Source organism: Sabulicella rubraurantiaca (genome assembly GCF_017355885.1).
Taxonomy (GTDB): Bacteria; Pseudomonadota; Alphaproteobacteria; order Acetobacterales; family Acetobacteraceae; genus Roseococcus; species Roseococcus rubraurantiacus.
The window spans coordinates 1-22,731 of record NZ_JAFEUU010000013.1 but is presented as its reverse complement, the minus strand read 5'-3'; the positions used below and the strand labels follow the sequence as shown (position 1 = coordinate 22,731).

Annotated in this window: 37 protein-coding genes; 7 read left to right on the top strand and 30 right to left on the bottom strand. The window is 68.7% G+C overall.

The features are described 5' to 3' along the window. Nucleotide 1: 1 nt before the first annotated feature. The gene (locus tag JTJ31_RS18755; protein WP_207540263.1) at nucleotides 2-1,507 is read right to left on the bottom strand and encodes an ArnT family glycosyltransferase; all 1,506 of its coding nucleotides are present in this window, start codon (nucleotides 1,505-1,507) and stop codon (nucleotides 2-4) included. Then, nucleotides 1,504-2,412: a DMT family transporter gene (locus JTJ31_RS18750; protein WP_236020434.1), complete on the bottom strand. Its 909-nt coding sequence runs from the start codon at nucleotides 2,410-2,412 to the stop codon at nucleotides 1,504-1,506. The genes JTJ31_RS18755 and JTJ31_RS18750 overlap by 4 nt, the downstream gene beginning before the upstream one ends. Nucleotides 2,413-2,430: 18 nt before the next feature. On the opposite strand from JTJ31_RS18750, the gene JTJ31_RS18745 reads away from it, so the two are divergent. The 7 genes from JTJ31_RS18745 to JTJ31_RS18715 all read left to right on the top strand — a co-directional run bounded on the left by JTJ31_RS18745 (nucleotide 2,431) and on the right by JTJ31_RS18715 (nucleotide 8,453). Continuing rightward, a complete protein-coding gene (locus tag JTJ31_RS18745; protein WP_207540262.1) occupies nucleotides 2,431-3,066 on the top strand; it encodes an NUDIX domain-containing protein in 636 nt (211 codons plus the stop codon). Then, nucleotides 3,063-3,773 carry an alanyl-tRNA editing protein gene (locus JTJ31_RS18740; protein ID WP_207540261.1) on the top strand — a complete coding sequence of 237 codons (711 nt, stop codon included), beginning with the start codon at nucleotides 3,063-3,065 and terminating at the stop codon, nucleotides 3,771-3,773. The genes JTJ31_RS18745 and JTJ31_RS18740 overlap by 4 nt, the downstream gene beginning before the upstream one ends. 5 nt (nucleotides 3,774-3,778) lie before the next feature. Further along, nucleotides 3,779-4,612, top strand: coding sequence for a sulfurtransferase (locus tag JTJ31_RS18735; RefSeq protein WP_207540260.1), 834 nt, complete (start codon nucleotides 3,779-3,781; stop codon nucleotides 4,610-4,612). Beyond that, nucleotides 4,612-5,805, top strand: coding sequence for a cystathionine beta-lyase (metC, locus tag JTJ31_RS18730; protein WP_207540259.1), 1,194 nt, complete (start codon nucleotides 4,612-4,614; stop codon nucleotides 5,803-5,805). Before JTJ31_RS18735 ends, metC begins: the two co-directional genes overlap by 1 nt. Before the next feature lie 367 nt (nucleotides 5,806-6,172). After that, nucleotides 6,173-6,820: a hypothetical protein gene (locus JTJ31_RS18725; protein ID WP_207540258.1), complete on the top strand. Its 648-nt coding sequence runs from the start codon at nucleotides 6,173-6,175 to the stop codon at nucleotides 6,818-6,820. 279 nt (nucleotides 6,821-7,099) lie between these two features. Beyond that, entirely contained in the window at nucleotides 7,100-8,050 is a 951-nt protein-coding gene (locus tag JTJ31_RS18720; protein ID WP_207540257.1) for a Bug family tripartite tricarboxylate transporter substrate binding protein, read from the top strand. After that, nucleotides 8,043-8,453, top strand: coding sequence for a hypothetical protein (locus tag JTJ31_RS18715; RefSeq protein WP_207540256.1), 411 nt, complete (start codon nucleotides 8,043-8,045; stop codon nucleotides 8,451-8,453). Before JTJ31_RS18720 ends, JTJ31_RS18715 begins: the two co-directional genes overlap by 8 nt. A gap of 73 nt (nucleotides 8,454-8,526) precedes the next feature. Here the strand turns inward: JTJ31_RS18715 and rplQ are convergent, their stop codons facing one another. The 28 genes from rplQ to JTJ31_RS18575 all read right to left on the bottom strand — a co-directional run. Continuing rightward, the gene (gene rplQ / locus JTJ31_RS18710) at nucleotides 8,527-8,949 is read right to left on the bottom strand and encodes a 50S ribosomal protein L17 (protein WP_207540255.1); all 423 of its coding nucleotides are present in this window, start codon (nucleotides 8,947-8,949) and stop codon (nucleotides 8,527-8,529) included. Between the two features lie 78 nt (nucleotides 8,950-9,027). After that, the gene (locus JTJ31_RS18705) at nucleotides 9,028-10,044 is read right to left on the bottom strand and encodes a DNA-directed RNA polymerase subunit alpha (protein ID WP_207540254.1); all 1,017 of its coding nucleotides are present in this window, start codon (nucleotides 10,042-10,044) and stop codon (nucleotides 9,028-9,030) included. Nucleotides 10,045-10,064: 20 nt separating this feature from the next. Then, nucleotides 10,065-10,463: a 30S ribosomal protein S11 gene (rpsK, locus tag JTJ31_RS18700; RefSeq protein ID WP_207540253.1), complete on the bottom strand. Its 399-nt coding sequence runs from the start codon at nucleotides 10,461-10,463 to the stop codon at nucleotides 10,065-10,067. Between the two features lies 1 nt (nucleotide 10,464). Next, nucleotides 10,465-10,842: a 30S ribosomal protein S13 gene (gene rpsM / locus JTJ31_RS18695; protein WP_207540252.1), complete on the bottom strand. Its 378-nt coding sequence runs from the start codon at nucleotides 10,840-10,842 to the stop codon at nucleotides 10,465-10,467. 155 nt (nucleotides 10,843-10,997) lie between these two features. After that, entirely contained in the window at nucleotides 10,998-11,651 is a 654-nt protein-coding gene (locus JTJ31_RS18690) for an adenylate kinase (protein WP_207540251.1), read from the bottom strand. A 15-nt stretch (nucleotides 11,652-11,666) separates the two neighbouring features. Continuing rightward, nucleotides 11,667-13,022, bottom strand: coding sequence for a preprotein translocase subunit SecY (gene secY, locus JTJ31_RS18685; protein ID WP_207540250.1), 1,356 nt, complete (start codon nucleotides 13,020-13,022; stop codon nucleotides 11,667-11,669). Between the two features lie 105 nt (nucleotides 13,023-13,127). After that, nucleotides 13,128-13,622, bottom strand: a complete 495-nt coding sequence (rplO, locus tag JTJ31_RS18680) for a 50S ribosomal protein L15 (protein WP_207540249.1) — start codon at nucleotides 13,620-13,622, stop codon at nucleotides 13,128-13,130. Nucleotide 13,623: 1 nt separating this feature from the next. Beyond that, nucleotides 13,624-13,812, bottom strand: coding sequence for a 50S ribosomal protein L30 (rpmD, locus tag JTJ31_RS18675; RefSeq protein WP_207540248.1), 189 nt, complete (start codon nucleotides 13,810-13,812; stop codon nucleotides 13,624-13,626). Further along, nucleotides 13,805-14,434: a 30S ribosomal protein S5 gene (gene rpsE / locus JTJ31_RS18670; protein ID WP_207540247.1), complete on the bottom strand. Its 630-nt coding sequence runs from the start codon at nucleotides 14,432-14,434 to the stop codon at nucleotides 13,805-13,807. Before rpsE ends, rpmD begins: the two co-directional genes overlap by 8 nt. Before the next feature lie 15 nt (nucleotides 14,435-14,449). Continuing rightward, on the bottom strand, nucleotides 14,450-14,812 hold the full coding sequence (gene rplR, locus JTJ31_RS18665; protein WP_207540246.1) for a 50S ribosomal protein L18: 363 nt from the start codon (nucleotides 14,810-14,812) through the stop codon (nucleotides 14,450-14,452). Next, a complete protein-coding gene (gene rplF, locus JTJ31_RS18660; protein ID WP_207540245.1) occupies nucleotides 14,812-15,345 on the bottom strand; it encodes a 50S ribosomal protein L6 in 534 nt (177 codons plus the stop codon). Before rplF ends, rplR begins: the two co-directional genes overlap by 1 nt. A 16-nt stretch (nucleotides 15,346-15,361) precedes the next feature. Beyond that, nucleotides 15,362-15,760, bottom strand: a complete 399-nt coding sequence (rpsH, locus tag JTJ31_RS18655) for a 30S ribosomal protein S8 (RefSeq protein WP_207540244.1) — start codon at nucleotides 15,758-15,760, stop codon at nucleotides 15,362-15,364. Between the two features lie 12 nt (nucleotides 15,761-15,772). After that, a complete protein-coding gene (gene rpsN / locus JTJ31_RS18650) occupies nucleotides 15,773-16,078 on the bottom strand; it encodes a 30S ribosomal protein S14 (protein WP_207540243.1) in 306 nt (101 codons plus the stop codon). 55 nt (nucleotides 16,079-16,133) lie between these two features. Continuing rightward, nucleotides 16,134-16,676, bottom strand: a complete 543-nt coding sequence (gene rplE / locus JTJ31_RS18645) for a 50S ribosomal protein L5 (protein WP_207540358.1) — start codon at nucleotides 16,674-16,676, stop codon at nucleotides 16,134-16,136. A 125-nt stretch (nucleotides 16,677-16,801) separates the two neighbouring features. Then, nucleotides 16,802-17,122: a 50S ribosomal protein L24 gene (gene rplX, locus JTJ31_RS18640; protein WP_207540242.1), complete on the bottom strand. Its 321-nt coding sequence runs from the start codon at nucleotides 17,120-17,122 to the stop codon at nucleotides 16,802-16,804. A 3-nt stretch (nucleotides 17,123-17,125) separates the two neighbouring features. Further along, nucleotides 17,126-17,494 carry a 50S ribosomal protein L14 gene (gene rplN, locus JTJ31_RS18635; RefSeq protein ID WP_207540241.1) on the bottom strand — a complete coding sequence of 123 codons (369 nt, stop codon included), beginning with the start codon at nucleotides 17,492-17,494 and terminating at the stop codon, nucleotides 17,126-17,128. Further along, nucleotides 17,491-17,757: a 30S ribosomal protein S17 gene (gene rpsQ / locus JTJ31_RS18630; RefSeq protein ID WP_207540240.1), complete on the bottom strand. Its 267-nt coding sequence runs from the start codon at nucleotides 17,755-17,757 to the stop codon at nucleotides 17,491-17,493. Before rpsQ ends, rplN begins: the two co-directional genes overlap by 4 nt. Before the next feature lie 14 nt (nucleotides 17,758-17,771). After that, complete coding sequence (gene rpmC, locus JTJ31_RS18625) at nucleotides 17,772-17,987, bottom strand: 50S ribosomal protein L29 (protein WP_207540239.1); 216 nt, start codon at nucleotides 17,985-17,987, stop codon at nucleotides 17,772-17,774. A 4-nt stretch (nucleotides 17,988-17,991) separates the two neighbouring features. Further along, nucleotides 17,992-18,414, bottom strand: a complete 423-nt coding sequence (gene rplP, locus JTJ31_RS18620; protein ID WP_207540238.1) for a 50S ribosomal protein L16 — start codon at nucleotides 18,412-18,414, stop codon at nucleotides 17,992-17,994. A gap of 11 nt (nucleotides 18,415-18,425) precedes the next feature. Next, nucleotides 18,426-19,103: a 30S ribosomal protein S3 gene (gene rpsC, locus JTJ31_RS18615; RefSeq protein WP_207540237.1), complete on the bottom strand. Its 678-nt coding sequence runs from the start codon at nucleotides 19,101-19,103 to the stop codon at nucleotides 18,426-18,428. A gap of 1 nt (nucleotide 19,104) precedes the next feature. Continuing rightward, the gene (rplV, locus tag JTJ31_RS18610; protein ID WP_207540236.1) at nucleotides 19,105-19,497 is read right to left on the bottom strand and encodes a 50S ribosomal protein L22; all 393 of its coding nucleotides are present in this window, start codon (nucleotides 19,495-19,497) and stop codon (nucleotides 19,105-19,107) included. 4 nt (nucleotides 19,498-19,501) lie between these two features. Continuing rightward, nucleotides 19,502-19,780: a 30S ribosomal protein S19 gene (rpsS, locus tag JTJ31_RS18605; RefSeq protein ID WP_207540235.1), complete on the bottom strand. Its 279-nt coding sequence runs from the start codon at nucleotides 19,778-19,780 to the stop codon at nucleotides 19,502-19,504. Between the two features lie 5 nt (nucleotides 19,781-19,785). Beyond that, nucleotides 19,786-20,622: a 50S ribosomal protein L2 gene (gene rplB / locus JTJ31_RS18600; protein WP_207540234.1), complete on the bottom strand. Its 837-nt coding sequence runs from the start codon at nucleotides 20,620-20,622 to the stop codon at nucleotides 19,786-19,788. 3 nt (nucleotides 20,623-20,625) lie between these two features. Beyond that, complete coding sequence (locus JTJ31_RS18595) at nucleotides 20,626-20,922, bottom strand: 50S ribosomal protein L23 (protein ID WP_457852415.1); 297 nt, start codon at nucleotides 20,920-20,922, stop codon at nucleotides 20,626-20,628. Between the two features lie 35 nt (nucleotides 20,923-20,957). After that, nucleotides 20,958-21,578: a 50S ribosomal protein L4 gene (gene rplD, locus JTJ31_RS18590; RefSeq protein ID WP_207540232.1), complete on the bottom strand. Its 621-nt coding sequence runs from the start codon at nucleotides 21,576-21,578 to the stop codon at nucleotides 20,958-20,960. A 10-nt stretch (nucleotides 21,579-21,588) separates the two neighbouring features. Further along, nucleotides 21,589-22,260 carry a 50S ribosomal protein L3 gene (rplC, locus tag JTJ31_RS18585; RefSeq protein WP_207540357.1) on the bottom strand — a complete coding sequence of 224 codons (672 nt, stop codon included), beginning with the start codon at nucleotides 22,258-22,260 and terminating at the stop codon, nucleotides 21,589-21,591. A 22-nt stretch (nucleotides 22,261-22,282) separates the two neighbouring features. Beyond that, complete coding sequence (rpsJ, locus tag JTJ31_RS18580; RefSeq protein WP_207540231.1) at nucleotides 22,283-22,591, bottom strand: 30S ribosomal protein S10; 309 nt, start codon at nucleotides 22,589-22,591, stop codon at nucleotides 22,283-22,285. A gap of 11 nt (nucleotides 22,592-22,602) precedes the next feature. Further along, nucleotides 22,603-22,731 (bottom strand): EF-Tu C-terminal domain-related protein (locus JTJ31_RS18575; protein WP_457852414.1); only part of this gene is annotated, 129 nt, incomplete at its 5' end.

Genomic DNA, 22,731 nt, shown 5'->3' with positions numbered 1-22,731 from the left:
GCTACTCCGACTCCAACCGCCGCCACAGCTCTACCGTACCCCGCTCCTCGACGAAGGAGGCGGCAAGCTCGTAGCCCTCCTCCAGCGCCTCGCTCAGCATCGCCATGGCGCTCACGCGCATGCCGAACCATTCCGAGCGGTCGAGCACGATGAAGCGCGGACGGGATTCGAGGATGCGCTTCACTTCCGCATCTGTGTCCACCCCAGCCAGCGTGGCGAAGGATCCGGTGAGGTGGACCGGGAAGGGAAAGCGCGTCGGCAATCGCGCCTCGGTGAGGAAATACACGACGGGCTGGTAGTTCGGCACGAAGATCGTGTCGCCCTCCTGCAGCTCCTCATTCATGAGGTTCGCCATGCGGCGTGGCGTGTCCGGGCTGCCCAGGGCGAAGCCGCGCGAGAGCCGGGGCTCAAGGTCCCGCGCCACGAGGTCGGTCGCGATGAGGGCGAGAACCGCCAGCATCGCGGCCCGGGCGCGCGCCGAAGCCAGGGCGCGCGCAGCCAGGAACAGCCCGAGCGCCGCGAGCAGCGACAGGGGCGGCAGCAGGATCAGGAAGTAATGGCCGAAGAACTGCCCGGGCCCCACCACCGCCACCAGCGCGACGGCCAGCCACAGCAGCCCGAAGCGCGCGACGCGGCGCGGCCCTTCGTCGGCCACCGTCAGCCCGGCGAAAGCCGGCAGCGCCAGCAGGATCAGCCAGCGGAACTCCAGCCCCGCCAGGGTACTGCGCCACAGCGCCTGCTCCGCCGACATGCGGCCGGAGGCGTATTGCAGCGGCGCGAGGAGGGAAGAGGTGAACCAATCGGAGAATTCGCCGCGCAGCGCATAGACCAGCCCGGTGAGCAGCGTCGGCGCGGCGCAGAGCGCGGCATAGGCCAGCGCCATCAACGTCACCTCGCGCCAGCGCCGCGCGCGCAGCAGCGGCAGCACGAGCAGGGCGAAGGCAAGGCAGCCTTCCGGCGTCGCCACCGGCTTCACCAGCAGGGCGAGGCCGACCAGCGCGCCCATGGGCAAGAGGCGCCGCCAGGGCTCGCCCTGGGCCACGGCGAGGGCCAGAGCGGATACCGCCATCGGCGCGAAGAGGATCTCGGTGTTCGAGGCCAGCCCGCCCAGCAGCATCGAATGCGCGGCGTAGAGAAGCGCCGCCGCATAGGCCATCGTCCGGCCGCCGCCGAGATTCCGCACCAGCCAGATGAGCGCATAGCCTGTCGCCGCGACGCAGAGCGCGCCCAGCAGGCGCACGGCCCAGAGATTCTCGCCGAAAACGAGGAAGGCCAGCGCGATCATTCCCGGCGCGCCCACCGGGTGCATGTCCCACACGCCGGAAAGCGGCCAGTTCCCTCGCAGCCACTCCCGCGCCTGGAGCAAGTAGAGGCTCTCATCCCAATCGATCACGGAAGGGAGGAAGGACGCCCAGCGCAGCCCCAGCGCGAGCAGCGGAAGCAGAAGGAGGGCCAGGGTCCAAGCGATGCGCGCGGGCATGGCGCCATGTGCGGCTGGAATCCTCACCGCTTCAAGCCTGCCGCCATCGCCTCGCGCCGCCACAGCGCCAGCCCCGCCCCCACCAGCAGCAGGATGCCCATCGCGTCCCAGCCATCCGGCGCCTCCGCCCAGATCAGCGCGCCAAGCGCCGTGGTCCAGACGATGCCGGAATATTCAAAGGGCGCGACCACCGTGGGCTCGGCCACGCGATACGCCTCCGTCATCAGGATCTGCGCGAAGGCGGACACGCCGCCGATCACCGCCAGCAGCAGCCATTGCGTGGGCGTCGGCCAGACCCAGCCGGGCAGGCTCCAGAGGAGCGCGACGAGGGTGGAGCCGAAGGAGAACCACAGGACGATGGACACGCCGCTTTCGCCCCGCGCCCCCATGCGCCGAATGGTGATCATCGCCAGCGCCCAGGCCAGCGCCGCCCCCAGCACCACCAGCATGGCCCAGCCATCGCCGCCCGCCCCGGGCCGCACCATCAGCAGCACGCCGCCGAACCCCACCAGCGCCGCGAGGCCGCGCGCCGCCTCCAGCCTTTCCCCCAGCAGGGGCACGGCCAGCAGCGCCAGGAAGAGCGGCATGGTGAAGCCCAGCGCCGTCACTGTCGCCAGCGGCAGATGGGCGTAGCCGTAGAAGGCCCCCGCCATCCCCGCGAAGCCGAAGACGAGGCGCAGCGCATGCCCGCCCGGACGCGTCGTCCGCAGCGCCTTCCAGCCCCCCGCCGTGCGCAGCATCGGCAGGAGCACCGGCAAGGCGAAGGCGGAGCGGAACAGGACGATCTGCGCCAGCGGCACCTCCCCGCCAAGCGCCTTCACGCAGGCCGCCGCCCCCGCGAAAAGCAGGGCAGCCAGCAGGATGGCGAGGATGGCGCGCCTTCGGGCGGATTTTATGTCGGGAGTGGTCATGTGGACGGGCGTCGGGGGCAAGGCTAGGCTCCGCGGCCAATGAGCGCCAGACCGAGCAAGGCTCCGCCGATCCCGCCGCATCCGGGACTCGATGTGCGGGAGGATGAGGTAGCCTGGAATGGCCGCTTCCCCGTGCAGCGCGTCCGCTTCACCTATCGTCGCTTCGACGGCGCACGCTCGCCCGAGCTGGTGTGGGAGCTGTGGCGCCGTGGCGGCGCCGTGGCCCTGCTTCCCTACGATCCCTGGACCGACCGGATCTGCCTGATCGAGCAGTTCCGCCTTCCGGCCCTTGCCGCCGGCTTCGAGCCGGTCATGACGGAATGCGTCGCCGGGCTGCTGGAACCCGGTGAGGACCCGGCGGATTGCGCCCGCCGCGAGACGGTGGAGGAAGCCGGGCTGGAGGCGGACCAGCTGGAAGCCATCGGCCACTACATGCTGATGCAGGGCGGCTGCGACGAGCACATCCACCTGTATTGCGGCCGCGTCCGCCTGCCCGAGACGGTGGCGGCGACGCACGGCCTTGCCGCCGAGGGCGAGGACATCCGCACCCTGCTGCTGCCCGCTGAGGAGGGCTTCGCCCGCCTCGATGGCGGCGCGATCCGCAACGCCACCGCCGCGCTGTGCCTGTTCTGGCTGCGGCAAAACCGCGCAAGGCTGCGCGAGGCCTGGACATGACCCAAAAACTCTTCCTGGAAGACGCGGCGTTGCGCGAGTGCACCGCCCGCGTCGTCGAGCATCAGCCCAACGGCATCGTGCTGGACCGCACCGTGTTCTATGCGCGCTCTGGCGGGCAGCCGGGCGACACCGGCACCATGCGCTGGGAAGGCGGTGAGGCCGCGACCGGCGAGGCGCTGAAGGGCGAGGACGGCACGGTGCTGCACCCCGTTGCGGGGGAGCTGCCGCCCGTCGGCGCGGAGGTGACGGTCGCGCTCGACTGGGCGCGGCGGCACCGCCACATGCGGATGCACACCACCATGCACCTGCTCTGCTCGCTCACGCCCGGTATCGGCGTGACGGGCGGACAGATCGGCGCGGAGAAGTCGCGCCTCGATTTCGACCTGCCCGAGCCGCCGCCCAAGGAATGGTGGCAGGAGCGGCTGAACGCCCTGGTGGCCGAGGACCACCCCGTGTCTTTTTCCTGGATCGGCGAGGCGGAGCTGGATGCCAATCCCGGCCTCGTGCGCACCTTGTCGGTACAGCCGCCCCGCACCGGCGGGCAGGTGCGGCTGGTGCGGATCGGCGCGGGCGAGACGCCCGTGGACCTCCAGCCCTGCGGCGGCACCCATGTCGCCCGCACCGGCGAGATCGGCCGCGTCACGGTGCTGAAGCTGGAAAGCAAGGGTCGTCAGAACCGCCGCATCTCCATCGCGTTGGAGGATTGAGACAGATGGACCACCTCGTCTCCACCGAATGGCTGGAAGCGAACCTCGCCCATGTGCGGGTCTTCGATGCGACGAAATACCTGCCGAACGAACCGCATGACGGGCGCACCAAGTTCCGCGAGGCGCATATTCCCGGCGCCGCCTTCTTCGACATCGACGAAGTCGCGGATCCCGACGCCACCCTGCCGCACATGGCCCCGACGCCGGCGCGCTTCGAGCGGCTGATGGGCTGGATGGGCATCGGCAATGACATGCCGGTCGTGTTCTACGACCAGAAGGGGCTGCAATCCTCGGCGCGCGGCTGGTGGCTGATGCGGCTGATGGGCCACACCAAGGCGGCCGTGCTGGATGGCGGCCTGCCCAAGTGGCTGGCCGAGGGACGCCCCGTGGAATCCGGGGAGGCGGCGGAGCGTGCTCAGGCCAGGTACACGGCGGATTTCTCCACGGCCCGGCTGCGCGGCATTGGCGACGTGAAGGCGGCGCTGCGCGACGGCTCGGCCCTGGTGCTGGATGCGCGCGCCAAGGGCCGCTTTGACGGCAAGGCGCCGGAACCCCGCCCCGGCCTACCCTCCGGCCACATGCCGGGCGCCGCCAATATCCCCTTCAACGAGCTCTTCGCCGCCGACGGCACCATGCTGCCGCCCGAGGCGCTGCGCGCCCGCTTCGCCCAGGCTGGCGCGGACGGGTCGCGGCCGCTCATCACCTCCTGCGGGACGGGCGTCACCGCCTGCATCCTCACCCTCGGCGCGCTGCGCGCCGGGCTGCCGGAACCCGCCGTCTACGACGGCTCCTGGACTGAATGGGCCTCGCGCCCCGAAACCGAGAAGGTCGCTTCCTGATGCCTGAGGCCCCCTACGGCAAGCACGGCTTTGCCACCCGCATGAGCCATGCGGGACGTGCCGGAGTCCGCATCCACGGCTTCGTGAACCCGCCCGTGCATCGCGGCTCCACCGTGCTCTTTCCCGATTGCGAGTCCCGCAAGGCGGGTGCGGCGAAGCGCTACGACCAGTTCATGACCTACGGCACCCAGGGCGGGCCGACGCACTACGCCCTGGAGGACGTGATTTGCGAGATCGAGGGCGGCACGCGCTGCACCATCCTCGGCACCGGTCTCGCCGCCGTCGCGGTGCCGCTGCTCGCCTTCCTGAAGGCGGGCGACCATTGCCTCATGCCGGACAGCGTCTATGGCCCGGCGCGCAACCTCGCCACCACGCTGATGCAGGGCTGGGGCATCGAGACCACCTTCTACGACCCGTGCGTGGACGAGCCGGGGATGGCGGCGCTGATCCGCCCCAACACCAAAGTCGTCTATACGGAGAGCCCCGGCTCACACACCTTCGAGGTGCAGGACATCTCGGCCATCAGCCGCGCCGCCCATGCGCGGGGCTGCAAGGTGCTGATGGACAATACCTGGGGCATCCACCACTTCCAGCCCTTCCGGCATGGGGTGGACGTCTCCATCCAGGCGCTGACCAAGTATGTCGGCGGCCATTCCGACATCCTGCTCGGCTCGGCGACGGTGAACTCGGAGGAGGATCACCTCGCCGTGCGCTCCGCCGCCTCCACCCTCGGCCAGTATGCGTCGCCGGATGATTGCTGGCTGGCGCTGCGCGGCGTCCGCACCATGGCAGTGCGGCTGCAGGCGCAGGGTGAGGCCGGGCTGGAGGTCGCACGCTGGCTGGAGGCGCGTCCCGAGGTGAAGCAGGTGCTGCACCCCGCGCTGCCCTCCCACCCGCAGCATGCGCTGTGGAAGCGCGACTTCACCGGAACCTGCTCCCTGTTCGGCGTGGTGCTGCAGCCGCGCTACAGCCAGGAGGACATGTTCCGCGTCGTGGACTCACTGCGGCTTTTCGGCATCGGCGCATCCTGGGGCGGGTTCGAGAGCCTGGCTATCCCGACCACCGGCTTCCTCAGCCGCAGCGCGGGCACAGGGGATTTCGGCGGCCCGACCTTCCGCATCCACGTCGGGCTGGAGGAAGTGCCGGATCTGCTGGGTGATCTCGAGCAGGGCTTGGCGACGCTGTCGCGCTGATCGCGCCCTCCGCAGAGGGCACCGTGGATTGAGGCTAGCCCTGGCTGACGGCGTGCACGTCTCGGCCAGGGCCAGCAGCGTGCCAACGCCACAAGCAGCCTGCGCCGGCCCTGGATTGGGCTGGGTTCCGGTGGCCCAGCCACCTCGCAAGCTATGCAGTCTTCCTGCATTAGGCTCGAGCTGCCCGACGCGCGTATAAGTAAAGAGACGTCGCATATTTCAACGCGCGGTTCGTTAATAAAACTCGATACACGCATAACGACATACCCATTCCGAGAATTCTATTCATGACCCTGGCTCGATCAGGGTGCGTGCTGTACGCGCCTTGGCCGGGGGGAGGTGCCGTGGAATGGCGAAAACAAAAATCATGCAAAGACTAGCCTTCGGCCTTGGGGTCTTGCTTGCCCCCGTGGCGGCGCAGGCCGTGCCCTTGAGCGGCTCCATCGACTTCACGGGTCTCTTTCAGGGCGAGGATGCCGGGGGCAACGCTGTCCGTCTGGCGGATGCGGTGGCCGTCGATTTCTGCGCTTCCGTGTCGGGCGATTGTGTCACCAATGCGGGGGCGGGGTCGGGGACCGGGGCATTCCTGGTCAACAACGTGGATCCTGGCTCCAACCTGCCCGTCACGGCTGGCGACATTGGGACAATTCAGGACTTCATCTTCGCGGGGTTCACAGGGCCGATCACGGATTTCTTCACCGTCGGAGGCCTGTCCTTCGACCTGGCGAACCTGACGGTCACGCAGTACACGATCCCCGCTCTCTCGCCCCAGTCGCAGCCGACGGACTACCTGCTCATCAACGGCGTTGGGGTGCTGCGCGCCTTGGGCTTCGATGACACGCCGGGGACCTTCACCTTCTCCGGTCAGACGGATGGGCTGAATCTCGCCGGCACCTTCGCCTTTTCGGGCGGGTCTGCCGCGATTCCGGTCGCGGTTCCGGTGCCCGCTGGGCTTTCACTGCTCGGCGCAGGCGTGCTGGGCCTTGCCCTGCTGCGCAGGCGCAGCGCTGCCTGATCGCACCCGGCGTCTTTCAGCCGGGCAAAAGAAGGGGGCGGCCGGAACCACCGGCCGCCCCCGTTTCGTGTGCGGGGCTTCAGCGCAGGCCGAGGAAACTGAGGATGGCGATGACGATGACGACGGCGCCAACGATGTACACGATGTTGTTCATGGTCCCACCTGTTTGTGATGACCTTGGAACAACGGCAATGTGCCGGGCGGGTTTCTCCCACGCTTGGCAGATGCGACGCAGCGCTTTGCCTTGACGGGCTGGCCACGCCGGAGAAAGAGGGTCGCATGAAGCGCCGTACCCTTCTCGCACTCCCTGCCCTTCTGCCGGCCGCCGTGTCGGCGCAGGGCTTCGGCAGCCGCCCGATCCGCGTCATCGTGCCCTTCGCGGCCGGCGGGGCGGCCGACAGCGCCACACGCGCCGTCACGCCTGGGCTGTCGCAGCGCCTTCGCGCCACCATCGTCGTGGAGAACCGCACCGGCGCGGGTGGCTCGCTCGGCGGCAACGAGGTGGCCCGCGCTGCGCCAGACGGCCACACGCTGCTCATGGATGCCTCCTCGCACTTGGTGAACCCGGCCCTGCTACGCGGCCTTACCTTCGACTACGCCACGGCCTTTGCGCCGATCTCGCTCGCCGTCACCTTTCCGCAGGTGCTGGCGGTGAAGAACGACCTCCCGGCCCGCGACCTGCGCGAGTTCATCGCCCTCGCTAAGCGCCAGACGCTGAATCTCGGCACTCAGGGCAATGCCACAGCCGGGCATCTCGGCCTCGTGCAATTCGCCCGCGCTGCCGGGATCGACGTAACCCACATCCCCTATAGAGGTGGCGCCGACGCGGCGCGCGACCTCGCGGCCGGTACCCTCGACGGGTGCTTCATCACCATGCTCTCCGCCGGACCGATCGTGGATAGCGGCCGTGCGCGCTTCCTCGCCGTCTCGGCGCCGCAGCGCGTCTCCCTGCGTCCGGACGTGCCCACCTTCGCCGAGCTTGGCACCCCCGGCATCGAGCTGAGCGAATGGTGCGCTCTCTTCGCTCCCGTCGGCACGCCGCCCGCCCTGGTGACCCAGCTCCACACGGCCCTGGCCGCCACGCTGGCGGAAGCCGAGGTGCAGCGCCGCCTTGCGCAGCTCGCCGCCGTGCCGGTGGGCAGCGATCCCGCGACTTTCGCGCGCTTCGTATCCGAGGGCCGCGCGGCGATGGCGACGCTGGTGCGCGAGGCGAATATCCGCATTGACTAGGCGCGACCTCCTCCTGCTGGCCGCGGCGCCGGCTTCCGCCCCGCTGCCGGAGGAGTTCGCCGGGCTGCCCGGCCAGCCTGTCCTGGCGCTGGCGGTGCACCCAGCCGTGACGCCGCGGCTGCGCCCGGTGACGGGTGGGCGGCAGCGCATCGTGAGCGACGCGTTGCGCGGCGAGGGGCCCGGCATCGCGTGGGAGGAAGGCTGGCTCTCGGGCCATGCCCACGGCTCCGCCCATGTCTTCCTGGCCTATTCACCGGCCAGCGAGCAGATCGCGGTGATGCTGTGGGAGGGGAACCGACCTTCCCTTTTCATCCCGCCGCGCTTCGCCCCCTGGCCCCGCGCGCTGCGCGAGCCGCTGCGCCGCTTCAATCCGCAGATCCCGGAGCAGATGCGCTTCCTTTGAGAAGCGCCCGCGCAAAGAAAAAGGGCGGCCGGGTTGCCCCGCCGCCCCTTTCGGTGGCCTGACCCACGCGGGCTCAGACCGCCTCCTGCTCCTCGGTCGCTTCCGGCTTCGGGCCGCTATCCTGGCCCTTGGCCGCCGGGTCGCGGTCCATCAGCTCGATCACGGCCATGGAGGCCATGTCGCCATAGCGGTAGCCCGCCTTCAGCACGCGCGTGTAGCCGCCGCTGCGGCCCTGGTAGCGCTCAGCGATGGTGGAGAACAGCTTGTCCACCACCTTCTCGTCACGGATCTGCGCATAGGCCTGACGCCGCGCATGCAGACCGCCGCGCTTGCCGAGCGTGATGATGCGCTCGACATAAGGACGCAGCTCCTTCGCCTTGGGCAGGGTCGTCGTGATCTGCTCGTGCTTCAACAGGCTCGTCGCCATGTTGCGGAGCATCGAGACCCTGTGGGCCGAGGTGACGCCGAGCTTCCGGCCGGCCATTCCGTGACGCATCTTTCAAACTCCCGGGCGCGCGGCCCGCCTATCCGTGCAGTGGCGGCGGGAAGCCCCCTCCCCGCCGTGGGATGCCGCTCAGAACGGCTCCTCGACCTTCTTCGCGAGATCCTCGATGTTCTCCGGCGGCCAGCCCGGCACGGGCATGCCGAGGCTCAGCCCCATGGAGGCGAGGACCTCCTTGATCTCGTTCAGCGACTTGCGGCCGAAGTTCGGTGTGCGGAGCATCTCCTGCTCGCTCTTCTGCACCAGGTCGCCAATGTAGACGATGTTGTCGTTCTTCAGGCAGTTCGCAGAACGGACCGACAGCTCCAGCTCGTCCACCTTGCGAAGCAGGTTGCGGTTGAAGGGCAGGTCGTCCTGCACCTCGTCGCGGCGCTGCTCGCGCGGCTCCTCGAAGGTGATGAAGATGCCGAGGTGATGCGTCAGGATGCGAGCGGCCAGCGCCACCGCGTCCTCCGGCGCCACCGTGCCGTTGGTCTCGACCGACATGACAAGCTTGTCGAAGTCCGTCTGCTGGCCGACGCGCGTCGGCTCGACGCGATAGGCGACCTTGCGCACCGGGGAGAAGATCGCGTCGATCGGGATCAGACCGATCGGGCTGTCTTCCTTGCGGTTCTGCGACGCTGGCACGTAGCCGCGGCCGGTCTCGACCGTCAGCTCCATGTTGAGGGTCGCACCTTCGTCCAGCGTGCAGATCAGCAGCTCGGGGTTGCTGATCTCGATGTCGCCGGTGACCTGGATGTCGGCGGCACGCACCTCACCGGGACCGGTGGCCGTCAGCATCAGGCGCTTCGCACCCTCGCCCTCGTACCGGATCGCCAGCTGCTTGAGGTTGAGGATGATGTCCGTCACATCCTCGCGCGCGCCGGTCAGGCTGCTGAATTCGTGCAGCACGCCGTCGATGCGCACGCCCGTCACCGCCGCACCCTGCAGCGAGGACAGCAGCACGCGACGCAGCGCGTTGCCGAGCGTCATGCCGAAGCCGCGCTCCAGCGGCTCCACCACCAGCTCAGCCGCGCGGCCGTCGGCGCTGACCGAGTCAACGCGCGGCTTTTCCGGCTTGATGAGGGTTTCCCAGTTCCGTTCGAGCAAGGTGCTTCTCCTGGCCCCGGTCAGACGCGGCGGCGCTTGCGGGGGCGGCAGCCATTGTGCGGGATGGGCGTCACGTCGCGGATGGCGGTCACGTGGAAGCCCACGGACTGCAGCGCGCGCAGCGCCGACTCACGACCCGAACCCGGACCCGACACCTCGACCTCGAGGGTCTCCATGCCGTGGTCGCGCGCCTTCAGCCCCGCATCCTCGGCGGCGACCTGCGCGGCGTAGGGGGTGGACTTGCGCGAGCCCTTGAACCCCTTCGTGCCCGAGGAGGACCAGGCAATGGCGTTGCCCTGGGCGTCCGTGATGGTCACGATGGTGTTGTTGAAGGTGGCGAGAACATGCGCCACGCCGGAGGAGATGTTCTTCCGCTCCTTCTTCTTGGGGCGGGAACCGGCGGCGGGAGAGCGGGCCATCTTACTTGGTCACCTTCTTCTTGCCGGCCACGGGCACGGCCTTGCCCTTGCGCGTACGGGCATTGGTGTGGGTGCGCTGGCCACGAACCGGCAGACCGCGGCGATGGCGCAGGCCGCGATAGCAGGCCATGTCCATCAGGCGCTTGATGTTCATCGCCGTCTCGCGACGCAGGTCACCCTCGACGCGGAAGTCGCGGTCGATGATCTCGCGCAGCTTCATGATCTCGTCGTCGGTGAGCTGATTCACGCGACGCTCGGCCGGGATGCCGACCGTGTCGCAGATCTGCCTCGCGTTCACGGGACCGATGCCATAGATATAGCGCAGCGAGATTTCCACGCGCTTGTTGGGGGGAATGTTCACGCCAGCGATGCGCGCCACGTCTCAGCTCCTCTGGGGCCTCTCGGCCCACACGTGCGGGCCGGAACAGCCGGCCCAATCCTCTATGATCCAAAAGCCGAACGCGGCCGAAGGCAGCCGCACCCGGCACGCCCCGCCCGCGAGAGGCGGGGTCTTACGACCTGGGGCCAGTCCCGTCAAGCCGAGTTCGCGAGGAGGCGGTTCAATTCCTCCGTCACCACGGACATGTCGGCCATGCCGTCCACCTGCCGAAGCTTGCCCTGCGCCGCATAGTACGGAAGCAACGGCGCGGTCTGGCGGTGATAGGCATCAAGCCGCGCTCCTACCGTCTCTGCCTTGTCGTCGGCGCGGCGGCTGAACTCGGTCGAGCCGCACACGTCGCAGACCCCTTCGTGGCGCGGGCGCTTGAACTCATCGTGGTAGCCCTCGCCGCACTTGGCACAGGTGAAGCGGCCGGAGATGCGCCGCACCAGGGCGGCGTCATCCACCTTCAGCTCAATCACGTGGTCGAGATGGAGGCCCTTCTCCCGCAGCACGACGTCCAGCGCCTCGGCCTGCGGCACGGTGCGCGGGAACCCGTCCAGGATGAACCCCTTGGTGGCGTCGGGCTGCTTCACCCGGGCGGCCAGCATGGTGGTGATGATGGAATCCGGGACCAGCGCCCCGCTCTCCATGATCGCCTTGGCCTCCTGGCCGATGGCCGAGCCGGACTTCACCTCGGCCCGCAGCATGTCGCCTGTCGAGATCTGCACGATCCCGAAGCGCTCCTCGAGGCGCTTCGCCTGGGTGCCCTTGCCCGCCCCCGGCGGCCCCAGAAGGATGAGGTTCATCGGTCTGTCCCCGTCTTACCGTGGCCGCGGCCCACGCCCGCCGAGACGGGCCTTCTTGATCAGCCCCTCATACTGATGGGCGAAGAGATGCGACTGGATCTGCGCCACCGTGTCCATCGTCACCGTCACGATGATGAGGAGCGAAGTGCCGCCGAAATAGAAGGGCACGCCGTAATTGCTGATCAGCAACTCGGGGATGATGCAGACGATGCAGAGATAGGCGGCGCCGATCACGGTCAGGCGCGTAAGCACCCGGTCCAGGTAATCCGCTGTGTTCTGGCCCGGGCGGATGCCCGGCACGAAGCCGCCATACTTCTTGAGATTGTCCGCTGTCTCGGCCGGGTTGAACACCACCGCCGTGTAGAAGAAGGCGAAGAAGACGATCAGCGCCAGGTATAGCGCCATGTAGAGGGGCTGTCCGTGTGCCAGCAGGTTGGCGATCGTGGTCAGCCAGCTATCGGCGGTCGCATCCGTGGAGAAGCCGGCCACCGTCGCCGGCAGCAGCAGCAGCGAGGAGGCAAAGATCGGCGGGATCACGCCGGCCGTGTTCAGCTTCAGCGGCAGGTGAGTGGCCTCGCCACCGAACATGCGGTTGCCCACCTGGCGCTTCGGGTACTGCACCGGGATGCGCCGCTGCGAGCGCTCCATGAACACCACGAAGGCGATGACAGCCAGCGCCGCCAACAGGAAGAAGATGATGAAGAAGGTGGAGAGCGCGCCGGTGCGGCCCAGTTCCAGCGTCGAGACCAGCGCCGAGGGCAGGTTCGCCACGATGCCGGCGAAGATGATGAGCGAGATGCCGTTGCCGACGCCGCGCGCGGTGATCTGCTCGCCCAGCCACATCAGGAACATGGTCCCGCCGACCAGGGTGATGACGGCGGAGACGCGGAAGAACATGCCGGGATCGGCGACCGCCGCCCCGGTGCTGCCCCGGATCCCTTCCAGCCCCACCGCGATGCCCCAAGCCTGGACGATGGCGATGACGAGGGTGAGGTAGCGCGTGTACTGGTTCAGCTTCTTCCGTCCCGACTCGCCTTCCTTCTTCAGCGTCTCCCAGGAGGGGATGGCGGCGGTCATCAGCTGCGTGATGATCGAGGCAGAGATGTAGGGCATGATGTTCAGCGCGAAGACGGTCATGCGTCCGAGCGCGCCGCCCGTGAACATGTCGAACATGCCCAGGATGCCGCCGCCGTGCTGGCGCAGCATCTCGCCCATCACCTGCGCGTCCACGCCCGGCACCGGCACGTAGGTGCCGATGCGGTAGACGATCAGCGCCCCGAGGGTGAACCAGATGCGCTTCTTGAGCTCGGTGGCCTTGGCGAGAACGCCGAGGTTCATGCTGCCCGCAAGTTGTTCGGTGGCCGAAGCCATGCGCGTCCCTATCCCATCTCACGCGAACGGCGCAGGCCAGGGGTCCACCCCGGCCCGCGCCGTCGCCATGTTAGCATGGCGCGCCGTGACGGCACGCCCCCGGCGTCACTCGGACGCCGCCTCGGTCCTGGCCGCCGCTTCCGGCAGGGTCAGGGTGCCGCCAGCCGCCTCGATCGCCGCCTTGGCCGTGGCCGAAGCGCCGGAGACGGTGATCCGGACCGCGTTCTTGATCTCGCCGCGGCCCAGCAGCCGGACGCCGGCATACTTGGGCCCGCGCCGGACCAGCCCGGCCTCGCGCAGCGCCGCCTCAGTGATCTCGCCCTCGGCGCTGATGCGCCCGGCCTCGATCGCCTCCTGCAGCGCGCCAATGTTCAGCGGCGCATAGTGGACGCGGAAGATGTTCTTGAAGCCGCGCTTCGGCAGACGCCGGTAGATCGGGAGCTGACCGCCCTCGAACCCGTTCAGCGACACGCCGGTACGCGCCTTCTGGCCCTTCACGCCGCGGCCCGCGGTCTTGCCCTTGCCGGACCCGATGCCGCGCCCGACGCGCTTGAACTTGGGCCGCGCGCCCTCGTTGTCGCGCAGTTCGTTGAGCTTCATCTCAGTCGTCCACCTTCACCAGGTGCTGCACCTTACGGATCATGCCGCGCACGGAGGGAGTGTCCTCCAGCTCGCGCGTGCGACCGATCTTGTTCAGGCCAAGGCCCTTCAGCGTGTCCTGCTGGCCGGGCTTGCGCCCGTTCCCACTGGCCACCTGCGTAACCTTCACCGTCTTCTTAGCCTCAGACATTCGCCGCCTCCTGGGCCGGCTCGGCGCCGTCCTTGCGGGGGCCGAGCAGGTCCGCGACCTTCTTGCCGCGGCGGTTCGCCACCGCGCGCGGGCTCGCCGCACGCTCCAGCGCCGCGAAGGTCGCCTTCACCATGTTGTGGGGGTTGGTCGAGCCGGTGCACTTCGCCACCACGTCGCCCATGCCCAGCGTCTCGAAGACGGCGCGCATGGGGCCACCCGCGATGATGCCCGTACCGGCAGGGGCCGCGCGCAGGATCACGCGGCCAGCGCCGAACTCGCCGATCACGTCGTGGTGCAGGGTGCGGCCCTCGCGCATCGGCACGCGGATCATGCCCTTCTTGGCACGCTCCGTCGCCTTGCGGATCGCCTCGGGCACCTCACGCGCCTTGCCGGAACCCCAGCCGACGCGGCCCTTCTGGTCGCCCACCACCACCAGGGCGGCGAAGGAGAAGCGACGGCCGCCCTTCACCACCTTGGCGACGCGGTTGATAGTGACGAGCTTGTCCTGCAGCTCGTCGCCCTGCTCCCGCTCGGGCTGGTTGCGGTTCTGGTCGCGGTCGCGGCCACGGCCGCGCCCCCGGTTCTCGTTGCTGCCGTCGCCGCCGCGCGGTTCACGTGCCATGTCGTTGCCCTCGCGTCAGAAGTTCAGCCCGCCCTCGCGGGCGGCATCGGCCAGCGCCTTGACGCGGCCATGGTACAGGAAGGGTCCGCGGTCGAAGACCACGGCGGTCACGCCCGCAGCCACCGCACGCTCGGCGACCAGCTTGCCCACCGCCTCCGCCGCCGACCTGTCGGCGCCGGTCTTGAGCGAGGAACGCATGTCCTTCTCGAGCGACGAGGCAGCGGCGACGGTGCGGCCCGCCGCATCGTCGATCACCTGGGCATAGATGTGCCGGCCCGAGCGGAACACGGACAGGCGCGGGCGCCCGGCGCCCTTCTGCTTGATCTGGTAGCGCAGCCGCTGGCGGCGGCGCTCCATCATGGCGAGCTTGTCGGCCATTATTTCTTCTTCCCCTCCTTCCGGAGGATCACCTCGTTGTCGTACCTCACGCCCTTGCCCTTGTAGGGCTCGGGACCGCGATAGGCGCGGATCTCAGCCGCCACCTGGCCGACCTTCTGCTTGTCCATCCCCTCCACCTTGATGGCGGTGGGGCGCTCGGTCGTGATCTTGATGCCGGCCGGGGCCGGGTACCGGATCTCGTGGCTGTAGCCGAGGTTCAGAACCAGGTCATTGCCCTGCATCGCAGCGCGATAGCCGGTGCCGGTGATCTCCATGGACTTGGAGAAGCCCGTGGACACGCCCTGCACCATGCTCTGCACGAGGGAGCGCGTGGTGCCCCACAGCGTGCGGGAGCGCCGGTCGTCGCCACGCGGGCTGACCGCCACCTCCTTCTCGCGGATCTCGACATCCACCGCGTCGGTGAGGTCGAGCGTCAGCTCGCCCAGCTTGCCCTTGGCGGTGAGGGTGCGGCCGTTCAGCGCGAGCGAGACGCCCGCCGGAACTGGCACGGGATACTTGCCAACTCGGGACATCGTGTTCCCTCCTGGCTCAGAAGACGCGGCAGAGCACTTCGCCGCCAACATTGGCAGCGCGTGCTTCTGCATCGCTCATCACGCCGCGCGGCGTGGACAAGATCTGGATGCCGAGGCCGTTATAGAACTTCGGCAGCTCCTTGATCTTGCTGTACACGCGGCGACCGGGCTTGGAGACGCGGCTGATTTCCTTGATGGCGGGCTCGCCCTCGGAATACTTCAGCTCGATCTCGATCTGGCTGACGCCGGGGCGCAGCTCGGAGACGCGCCAGGCGCGGATGTAGCCCTCGCGCTTCAGCACCTCCAGCACGTCGGTCTTGAGACGGCTGGCGGGGGCCAGGCACTTGGTCTGCCGCGCGCCATGCGCGTTGCGGATGCGGGAGAGCAGGTCGCCCAGCGGATCGGACATGGACATGCCGGGGGCTCCTTACCAGCTCGCCTTCACCACGCCGGGGAGCTGGCCCTTGTTGGCCAGGTCCCGCAACATGTTGCGGCTCAGCTTGAACTTCCGGTAGTTGCCGCGCGGGCGGCCCGTCAGCTCGCAGCGCAGGCGGACGCGGATCTTGGCGCCGTTGCGCGGCATCTGCGCGAGCTTCAGCGTCGCCTCGAAGCGATCCTCGATCGGCGCGTCGCGATCCATCACGACAGCCTTCAGCGCCGCGCGCTTGGCGCCGTGCCGGGCCGCGAGCTGGGCGCGCCGGTTGTTCTTCTCGACGGAAGAGGTCTTGGCCATTACGTCAGGGTCTCCTGGAACCTGCGGGCCCTCCGGCCCACGGTTTTCCGATGAATCAATTGACGAAGGGAAGGTCGAAGCCCTTGAGGAGGGCCTTGGCTTCCTTGTCCGTCTTCGCGGTCGTGACGAACACGATGTCCATGCCCCGAACCTGATCAACCTTGTCGTAGTTGATCTCGGGGAAGACGATCTGCTCCTTCAGGCCGAGCGAGTAGTTCCCGCGCCCGTCGAAGCCGCGATTGCCCGGGATGCCGCGGAAGTCGCGGACGCGCGGCAGCGCGATCGTGACCAGGCGGTCCAGGAACTCGTACATGCGCGCCTTGCGAAGCGTCACCTTGCAGCCGATCGCCTGGCCTTCGCGGATCTTGAAGCCCGCGATGGCCTTCTTGGCGCGCGTCCGCACCGGCTTTTGGCCGGCGATGAGCGTCATGTCGGCCACGGCCGCGTCCAGCTTCTTCTGGTCGCCCGCCGCCTCGCCGACGCCCATGTTCAGGACGATCTTCTCGAGCTTCGGCACTTCCATCGGGTTCGCATAGCCGAACTCCTGCTGGAGCGCGGCCTTCACGACCTCGTTGTAGTGCTTCTGCAGCCGCGCCATCTCGGACGGCGTCGCCGCCGCTGGGCCGGCAGCCGCCGGGATCGCGTCGACGCGGCGCCCGCTGCTCTCGGCCGGCGCGTCGCCGCCCTTCTTCGCCGCGGGGGCGTTGCCCTTCTTCGTGCCGCTCATCGGTCGAGCACCTCACCAGAAGCCTTGGCCACGCGCACCTTCTTCCCGTCCTCGAGGACGCGGAAGCCCACGCGGGTCGGCTTGTCCGTCTTGGGGTCGATCAGCGCGAGGTTCGAAAGGTCGATGCCCGCCTCCTTGGAGACGATGCCACCGGTCTCGCCCACGCGCGTCTGCTTCGTGTGCTTCTTCACCAGGTTGATTCCCTGGACGAAGGCACGGTTCTCGGTCGGGACCACGCGCAGCACCTCGCCGCGCTTGCCCTTGTCGCGGCCGGTCAGGACCTGCACCCGGTCGCCCTTCTTGATCTTGGCGGCCATGGGTTACAGCACCTCCGGAGCCAGCGAGATGATCTTCATGAACTTGCGGGCGCGAAGCTCGCGCACCACCGGTCCGAAGATGCGGGTCCCGATCGGCTCGCCCTGCTTGTTGATCAGCACGGCGGCATTGCGGTCGAAGCGGATCGCCGAGCCATCGGCGCGGCGCACCGGGTAGGCGGTCCGCACGATCACCGCGCGCTCCACCGAACCCTTCTTCACCTTGCCGCGGGGGATCGCTTCCTTCACGGACACCACGATCACGTCGCCCACGCTGGCCGTCTTCCGCTTGGAGCCGCCCAGCACCTTGATGCACTGGACGCGGCGCGCGCCGGAGTTGTCGGCCACGTCCAGGTTCGCCTCGACGCCGATCATGCCTGCGCTCCTTCAGCGGCCAGGGGCTGCCCGTTGCGCTCGACCACCATCCAGGCCTTGCGCTTGGACAGGGGCGGGCACTCCTCGATGCTCACGAGGTCGCCTTCCTTGCACAGGTTGGCCTCGTCGTGGGCGGCGTACTTCTTCGAACGCCGGATGAACTTCTTGTAGAGCGGGTGCATCACGCGACGCTCGACCAAGACGGTGACCGTCTTGTCCATCTTGTCGCTGACAACCCGGCCCGTGAGGACTCGCTTCGGCATTGGCCGGGGTCTCCTCAAGCCTTGCTGGTGTTGGCGGCCGCGCGCTCGCGCTCGGCCAGGATGGTCTTCACCCGGGCGATATCGCGGCGGAGGGCCTTGATGCGTCCGGTCGCCTCCAGCTGGCCCGTGGCCCGCTGGAAACGGAGATTGAACTGCTCCTTGCGAAGGTCGATGAGCATCCCGCTGAGTTCGTCAGCGGACTTCGCGCGGATATCGGCGATCTTGGTCATGGGATCAAGCCTCCGCCGCGCCGAGGCGCGTCACGATCTTCGTCCGGATCGGCAGCTTGGCCGCGCCCAGGCCCAGGGCCTCGCGTGCCGTGTCCACAGGGACGCCGTCGATTTCGAACATGATGCGGCCGGGCTTCACCCGGGCCACCCAGTATTCCGGCGCGCCCTTGCCCGAGCCCATGCGGACTTCGGCCGGCTTCGTCGAAACGGGAACGTCCGGGAAGATGCGGATCCAGACGCGGCCCTGGCGCTTCATGGCGCGGGTGATCGCGCGGCGAGCCGCCTCGATCTGCCGCGCGGTGACGCGCTCGGGCTCCAGCGCCTTCAGGCCGAAGCCGCCGAAGGTCAGCGAGAAGCCGCCCTTGGCCACGCCCTTGATCCGGCCCTTGTGGGCCTTCCGGTACTTGGTTCGCTTAGGCTGCAACATTGTCTGTCACCTTACCGCTGCGGCGCCTGGTCGTGGGCGCGGCGGTCCTGGGCCATCGGGTCATGGGCCATGATCTCGCCCTTGAAGATCCAGACCTTGACGCCGCAGGTGCCATAGGTCGTCTTCGCGGTCGCGATGCCGTAGTCGATGTCAGCGCGCAGCGTGTGCAGCGGCACCCGGCCCTCGCGGTACCACTCGAGCCGCGCGATCTCCGCGCCGCCCAGGCGGCCGCCGCAGTTGATGCGGATGCCCAGGGCGCCGAGGCGCATCGCGGACTGCACGGCGCGCTTCATCGCACGGCGGAAGGCCACACGGCGCTCGAGCTGCTGCGCGATGCTCTCGGCCACCAGCGTGGCGTCCAGCTCCGGCTTGCGGATCTCGAGGATGTTCAGCGACACGTCCGCGCCGGCCTTGGCCGACAGGTCCTTGCGCAGGGAGTCGATGCCCTCGCCCTTCTTGCCGATCACGACGCCCGGGCGGGCGGCGTGGATCGTCACGCGGGGCTTCTTGGCCGGGCGCTCGATCACGACCTTGGCCACGCCGGCGGACTTCAGCCGCTCCTTCAGCGTGTCGCGCAGCTTCACGTCGTCGTGCAGCAGGCGCGCATAGTCGCGGTCGGCGTACCAGCGGCTGTCCCAGGTCCGGTTGATGCCGAGACGGAGCCCGATCGGATTGACTTTGTGACCCATGTTACGCGGCCTCCGCCTTCGGTGCTTCCTGCTCGGCCACCACGATCTTCAGGTGGCTGAACCACTTCTCCACGCGCGACGACTTGCCGCGGCCGCGGGCATGGAAGCGCTTCATCACGATGGCGCGGCCCACCTCGGCCCGGGCGACGACCAGGCGGTCGACGTCCAGCTGGTGGTTGTTTTCCGCGTTCGCGATGGCGCTCTCCAGCGTCTTCTTCACGGTCTGCGCGATGCGGCGCTTGCTGAAGGTCAGGGTCGCGATCGCGTCCTGGGCCTTCGCGCCGCGGATCATGCCGGCCACGAGGTTCAGCTTGCGCGGGCTCACGCGGATATTGTGCGCGATCGCCTGGGCCTCGGAATCCGCGAGGCCGCGGGGGTGCTTCGGCTTGCTCATCGCATCAGCCTCGCTTCGCCTTCTTGTCCGCCGAGTGCCCACCGAAGGTGCGCGTCGGCGAGAACTCGCCCAGCTTGTGGCCGACCATGTTCTCGGTCACCTGCACGGGCAGGAACTTCCGCCCGTTGTAGACGCCGAAGGTCAGGCCGACGAACTGCGGCATGATGGTGGAACGGCGCGACCAGGTCCTGATGACCTCGTTGCGGGTCGAGGCGCGGGCCGCCTCGGCCTTGTTCAGGAGGTAGCCGTCCACGAACGGCCCTTTCCAAACGCTGCGCGGCATCGCCCTCAGCCCTTCGTCGCGTTGCGGCGGCGCACGATCTGGCGATCCGTCCGCTTGTTGTTGCGGGTCTTGGCGCCCTTGGTCGGCTTGCCCCAGGGGGTCACCGGGTGGCGGCCACCGGAGGTCCGGCCTTCACCACCGCCATGCGGGTGGTCGACCGGGTTCATGGTCACGCCACGGTTGTGCGGCTTGCGGCCCAGCCAGCGCGAGCGGCCGGCCTTGCCAAGCTGCTGGTTGCTGTTGTCCGGGTTGGACACGGCGCCGATGGAGGCGATGCACTCCGCCCGCACCGTCCGCAACTCGCCGGACATCAGCTTGATCTGCGCCAGGCCGGCATCCTTGCCCACCAGCTGCGCAAAGGTGCCTGCGGAGCGCGCGACCTTGCCGCCCGCACCGGGCTTCAGCTCGATGTTGTGGATGACCGTGCCGACCGGGATCGCGCCCAGCGGCATGGCATTGCCCGGCTTGATGTCCGCGCGGTCGCCGGCGATGACCGGGTCGCCGGCCTTCAGGCGCTGCGGGGCGAGGATATAGGCCAGCTCGCCGTCCTCGTACTTCACCAGGGCGATGAAGGCCGTGCGGTTCGGGTCGTATTCCAGGCGCTCAACGGTGCCGGGCACGTTCCACTTGGCGCGGCGCTTGAAGTCGACGAGGCGATAGGCCTGCTTGTGCCCGCCGCCCCGGAACCGCACCGTGATACGGCCATGGTTGTTGCGCCCGCCGGAGGAGGACTTGCCCTCCGTCAGACCCTTCACCGGGTTGCCCTTCCACAGGCCCGAGCGGTCGATCAGCACCGTGCCGCGAAGGCTCGGCGTGACCGGGTTGTAGTTCTTCAGCGCCATGGGTTACGCGAGCCCCGTCGTCAGGTCGATGCTCTGGCCCTCGGCCAGGCGCACCATCGCCTTCTTGTAATCCGAGCGCTGGCCAGGACGGCCCTTGAAGCGCTTGGTCTTGCCCTTCATCACCAGCGTGTTCACCGCGGTGACGGAGACGCCGAACAGCCCCTCGATCGCCTGCTTGATCTCGGGCTTGGTGGCGTCCAGCGTGACGCGGAAGGCGTACTGCCCCGTCTCGCTCATCGCCGTCGCCTTCTCGGTCACGATGGGCGCCAGCACCACCTGGTACATGCGCTCCTTGCCGATGGGCGCGGGCGCCTTCGGCTTGCTCACCGTCGCGCTCATGCCAGGCGCTCCTTCAGGGCCTCCACGCCGGCGCGCGTCAGCACGAGCACGTCGTGGTTCAGGATGTCATAGACGTTCGCGCCCGCCGTCGGCAGCGCGTCCATCCCCGGGATGTTGCGGAAGACGCGAATGAAGTTCGCATCCACCGCCGCGTCGATGACCAGCGCCTTCTTCCAGCCCAGCGCCTTGACGCGCTTCGCCATGGCGGAGGTCTTGGCCCCCTCCTCGGCGGTGGCGGCGTCGAGCACCACGAGCTGTCCGTCCCGCGCCTTCTGCGACAGGGCGGAGATCAGACCGAGGCGGCGGACCTTCTTGGGCAGCGAGTAGCCGTGATCGCGAACGACCGGGCCATGCACCACGCCGCCGGTGCGGAACTGCGGCGCGCGCAGCGAGCCCTGGCGGGCCGAGCCCGTGCCCTTCTGGCGGTACGGCTTCCTGGTCGTGCCCGAAACCTCGCCCATGCCCTTGGCCTTGTGGGTGCCGGCACGGCGCTTCGCGAGCTGCCAATGAACGACGCGCGCCATGATGTCCGCGCGGGGGGCCGCGCCGAAGATCTCCTCCGGCAGGTCGGCCTCGCCGGCGGTGGCGTTGTCGAGGGTGATGACGTTCACCTGCATGATCGTGTCCTCAGGCCGTCGCCGCGGGGAAGGGCGCCTCGGCCGGGCGGGCGCGCTTCACGGCGTCGCGCACCAGCACGAAGGAACCCGTCGCACCCGGGACCGCGCCCTTGACGAGCAGCAGGCCGCGTTCGGCGTCATGACCGGCGATCACCAGGTTCTGCGTGGTCACGCGCTCCTGGCCCAGATGGCCGGCCATCTTCTTGTTCTTGAAGGTCTTGCCCGGATCCTGGCGGTTGCCGGTGGAGCCGTGCGAGCGGTGGCTGATCGAAACGCCGTGCGTCGCCTCGAGGCCGGCGAAGTTCCAGCGCTTCATGGCGCCCTGGAACCCCTTGCCCTTCGTGGTGCCGGTCACGTCGACGCGCTGGCCCTTCACGAAGTGCTCGACCGAAAGCGCCGTGCCCGGCTCGACCGCCGCGTCGGCGGAGACGCGGAACTCGGCGACCTTCGCCGGAGCCTCCACGCCAGCCTTGGCGAAGTGGCCGCGATTGGCCTTGGACACGTTCTTCGCCTTCGCCTTGCCGAAGCCGAGCTGCAGGGCGGCATAGCCGTCCTTCTCCTCGGTGCGGGCGGCGACGACGCGGACGGAGTCCACGTGAAGCAGGGTGACGGGGGTGGAAGACCCGTCCTCGTTGAACAGGCGGGACATGCCGAGCTTGCGCGCGATCAGCCCCGTCCGGATCTGGCTGGCCATGGTCCGGTCCTCAGATCTTGATCTCGACGTCCACGCCGGAGGCGAGGTCGAGCTTCATCAGCGCGTCCACGGTCTGCGGCGTGGGGTCAACGATGTCCAGGAGCCGGCGGTGGGTCCGGATCTCGAACTGCTCGCGGCTCTTCTTGTCCACGTGCGGCGAGCGGTTCACGGTGAAACGCTCGATCTCGGTCGGCAGCGGGATCGGGCCCCGCACGCGCGCGCCGGTCCGCTTCGCGGTCTGCACGATCTCCCGCGTGCTGCCATCCAGCACGCGGTGATCGAACGCCTTCAGGCGGATGCGGATATTCTGGCTGTCCATGATTCGGAGCCTTAGTTCGCGATGGAGGCGACGACGCCGGCGCCGACGGTGCGGCCGCCCTCGCGGATGGCGAAGCGCAGCCCCTCGTCCATGGCGATGGGGGCGATCAGCTCGACATCCATCGACACGTTGTCGCCCGG

Excerpts from the sequence above, each read along its gene's own strand:
- rpsE (WP_207540247.1), bottom strand. The coding sequence starts at position 14,434 with ATGGCACGTGAACCGCGCGGCGGCGACGGCAGCAACGAGAACCGGGGG.
- rplE (WP_207540358.1), bottom strand. The coding sequence starts at position 16,676 with ATGGCGCGGCTGCAGAAGCACTACAACGAGGTCGTGAAGGCCGCGCTC.
- rplD (WP_207540232.1), bottom strand. The coding sequence starts at position 21,578 with ATGCAGGTGAACGTCATCACCCTCGACAACGCCACCGCCGGCGAGGCC.
- JTJ31_RS18720 (WP_207540257.1), top strand. The coding sequence starts at position 7,100 with ATGAAGCGCCGTACCCTTCTCGCACTCCCTGCCCTTCTGCCGGCCGCC.
- rplV (WP_207540236.1), bottom strand. The coding sequence starts at position 19,497 with ATGAGCAAGCCGAAGCACCCCCGCGGCCTCGCGGATTCCGAGGCCCAG.
- rpsS (WP_207540235.1), bottom strand. The coding sequence starts at position 19,780 with ATGCCGCGCAGCGTTTGGAAAGGGCCGTTCGTGGACGGCTACCTCCTG.
- rplP (WP_207540238.1), bottom strand. The coding sequence starts at position 18,414 with ATGTTGCAGCCTAAGCGAACCAAGTACCGGAAGGCCCACAAGGGCCGG.
- JTJ31_RS18690 (WP_207540251.1), bottom strand. The coding sequence starts at position 11,651 with ATGAACCTCATCCTTCTGGGGCCGCCGGGGGCGGGCAAGGGCACCCAG.
- rplO (WP_207540249.1), bottom strand. The coding sequence starts at position 13,622 with ATGAAGCTCAACGAACTGCGCGACAACGAGGGCGCGCGGCCCAAGTTC.
- rplB (WP_207540234.1), bottom strand. The coding sequence starts at position 20,622 with ATGGCGCTGAAGAACTACAACCCGGTCACGCCGAGCCTTCGCGGCACG.
- metC (WP_207540259.1), top strand. The coding sequence starts at position 4,612 with ATGCCTGAGGCCCCCTACGGCAAGCACGGCTTTGCCACCCGCATGAGC.
- rplN (WP_207540241.1), bottom strand. The coding sequence starts at position 17,494 with ATGATCGGCGTCGAGGCGAACCTGGACGTGGCCGACAACTCCGGCGCG.
- JTJ31_RS18740 (WP_207540261.1), top strand. The coding sequence starts at position 3,063 with ATGACCCAAAAACTCTTCCTGGAAGACGCGGCGTTGCGCGAGTGCACC.
- rplQ (WP_207540255.1), bottom strand. The coding sequence starts at position 8,949 with ATGCGTCACGGAATGGCCGGCCGGAAGCTCGGCGTCACCTCGGCCCAC.
- rpsQ (WP_207540240.1), bottom strand. The coding sequence starts at position 17,757 with ATGCCGAAGCGAGTCCTCACGGGCCGGGTTGTCAGCGACAAGATGGAC.
- rpsH (WP_207540244.1), bottom strand. The coding sequence starts at position 15,760 with ATGTCCATGTCCGATCCGCTGGGCGACCTGCTCTCCCGCATCCGCAAC.
- rpsC (WP_207540237.1), bottom strand. The coding sequence starts at position 19,103 with ATGGGTCACAAAGTCAATCCGATCGGGCTCCGTCTCGGCATCAACCGG.
- rpsN (WP_207540243.1), bottom strand. The coding sequence starts at position 16,078 with ATGGCCAAGACCTCTTCCGTCGAGAAGAACAACCGGCGCGCCCAGCTC.
- rpmD (WP_207540248.1), bottom strand. The coding sequence starts at position 13,812 with ATGTCTGAGGCTAAGAAGACGGTGAAGGTTACGCAGGTGGCCAGTGGG.
- rpmC (WP_207540239.1), bottom strand. The coding sequence starts at position 17,987 with ATGACCAAGATCGCCGATATCCGCGCGAAGTCCGCTGACGAACTCAGC.
- JTJ31_RS18735 (WP_207540260.1), top strand. The coding sequence starts at position 3,779 with ATGGACCACCTCGTCTCCACCGAATGGCTGGAAGCGAACCTCGCCCAT.
- secY (WP_207540250.1), bottom strand. The coding sequence starts at position 13,022 with ATGGCTTCGGCCACCGAACAACTTGCGGGCAGCATGAACCTCGGCGTT.
- rplX (WP_207540242.1), bottom strand. The coding sequence starts at position 17,122 with ATGGCCGCCAAGATCAAGAAGGGCGACCGGGTGCAGGTCCTGACCGGC.
- rplF (WP_207540245.1), bottom strand. The coding sequence starts at position 15,345 with ATGTCCCGAGTTGGCAAGTATCCCGTGCCAGTTCCGGCGGGCGTCTCG.
- JTJ31_RS18745 (WP_207540262.1), top strand. The coding sequence starts at position 2,431 with ATGAGCGCCAGACCGAGCAAGGCTCCGCCGATCCCGCCGCATCCGGGA.
- rpsJ (WP_207540231.1), bottom strand. The coding sequence starts at position 22,591 with ATGGACAGCCAGAATATCCGCATCCGCCTGAAGGCGTTCGATCACCGC.
- JTJ31_RS18725 (WP_207540258.1), top strand. The coding sequence starts at position 6,173 with ATGCAAAGACTAGCCTTCGGCCTTGGGGTCTTGCTTGCCCCCGTGGCG.
- rplR (WP_207540246.1), bottom strand. The coding sequence starts at position 14,812 with ATGGCCGACAAGCTCGCCATGATGGAGCGCCGCCGCCAGCGGCTGCGC.
- rpsK (WP_207540253.1), bottom strand. The coding sequence starts at position 10,463 with ATGGCCCGCTCTCCCGCCGCCGGTTCCCGCCCCAAGAAGAAGGAGCGG.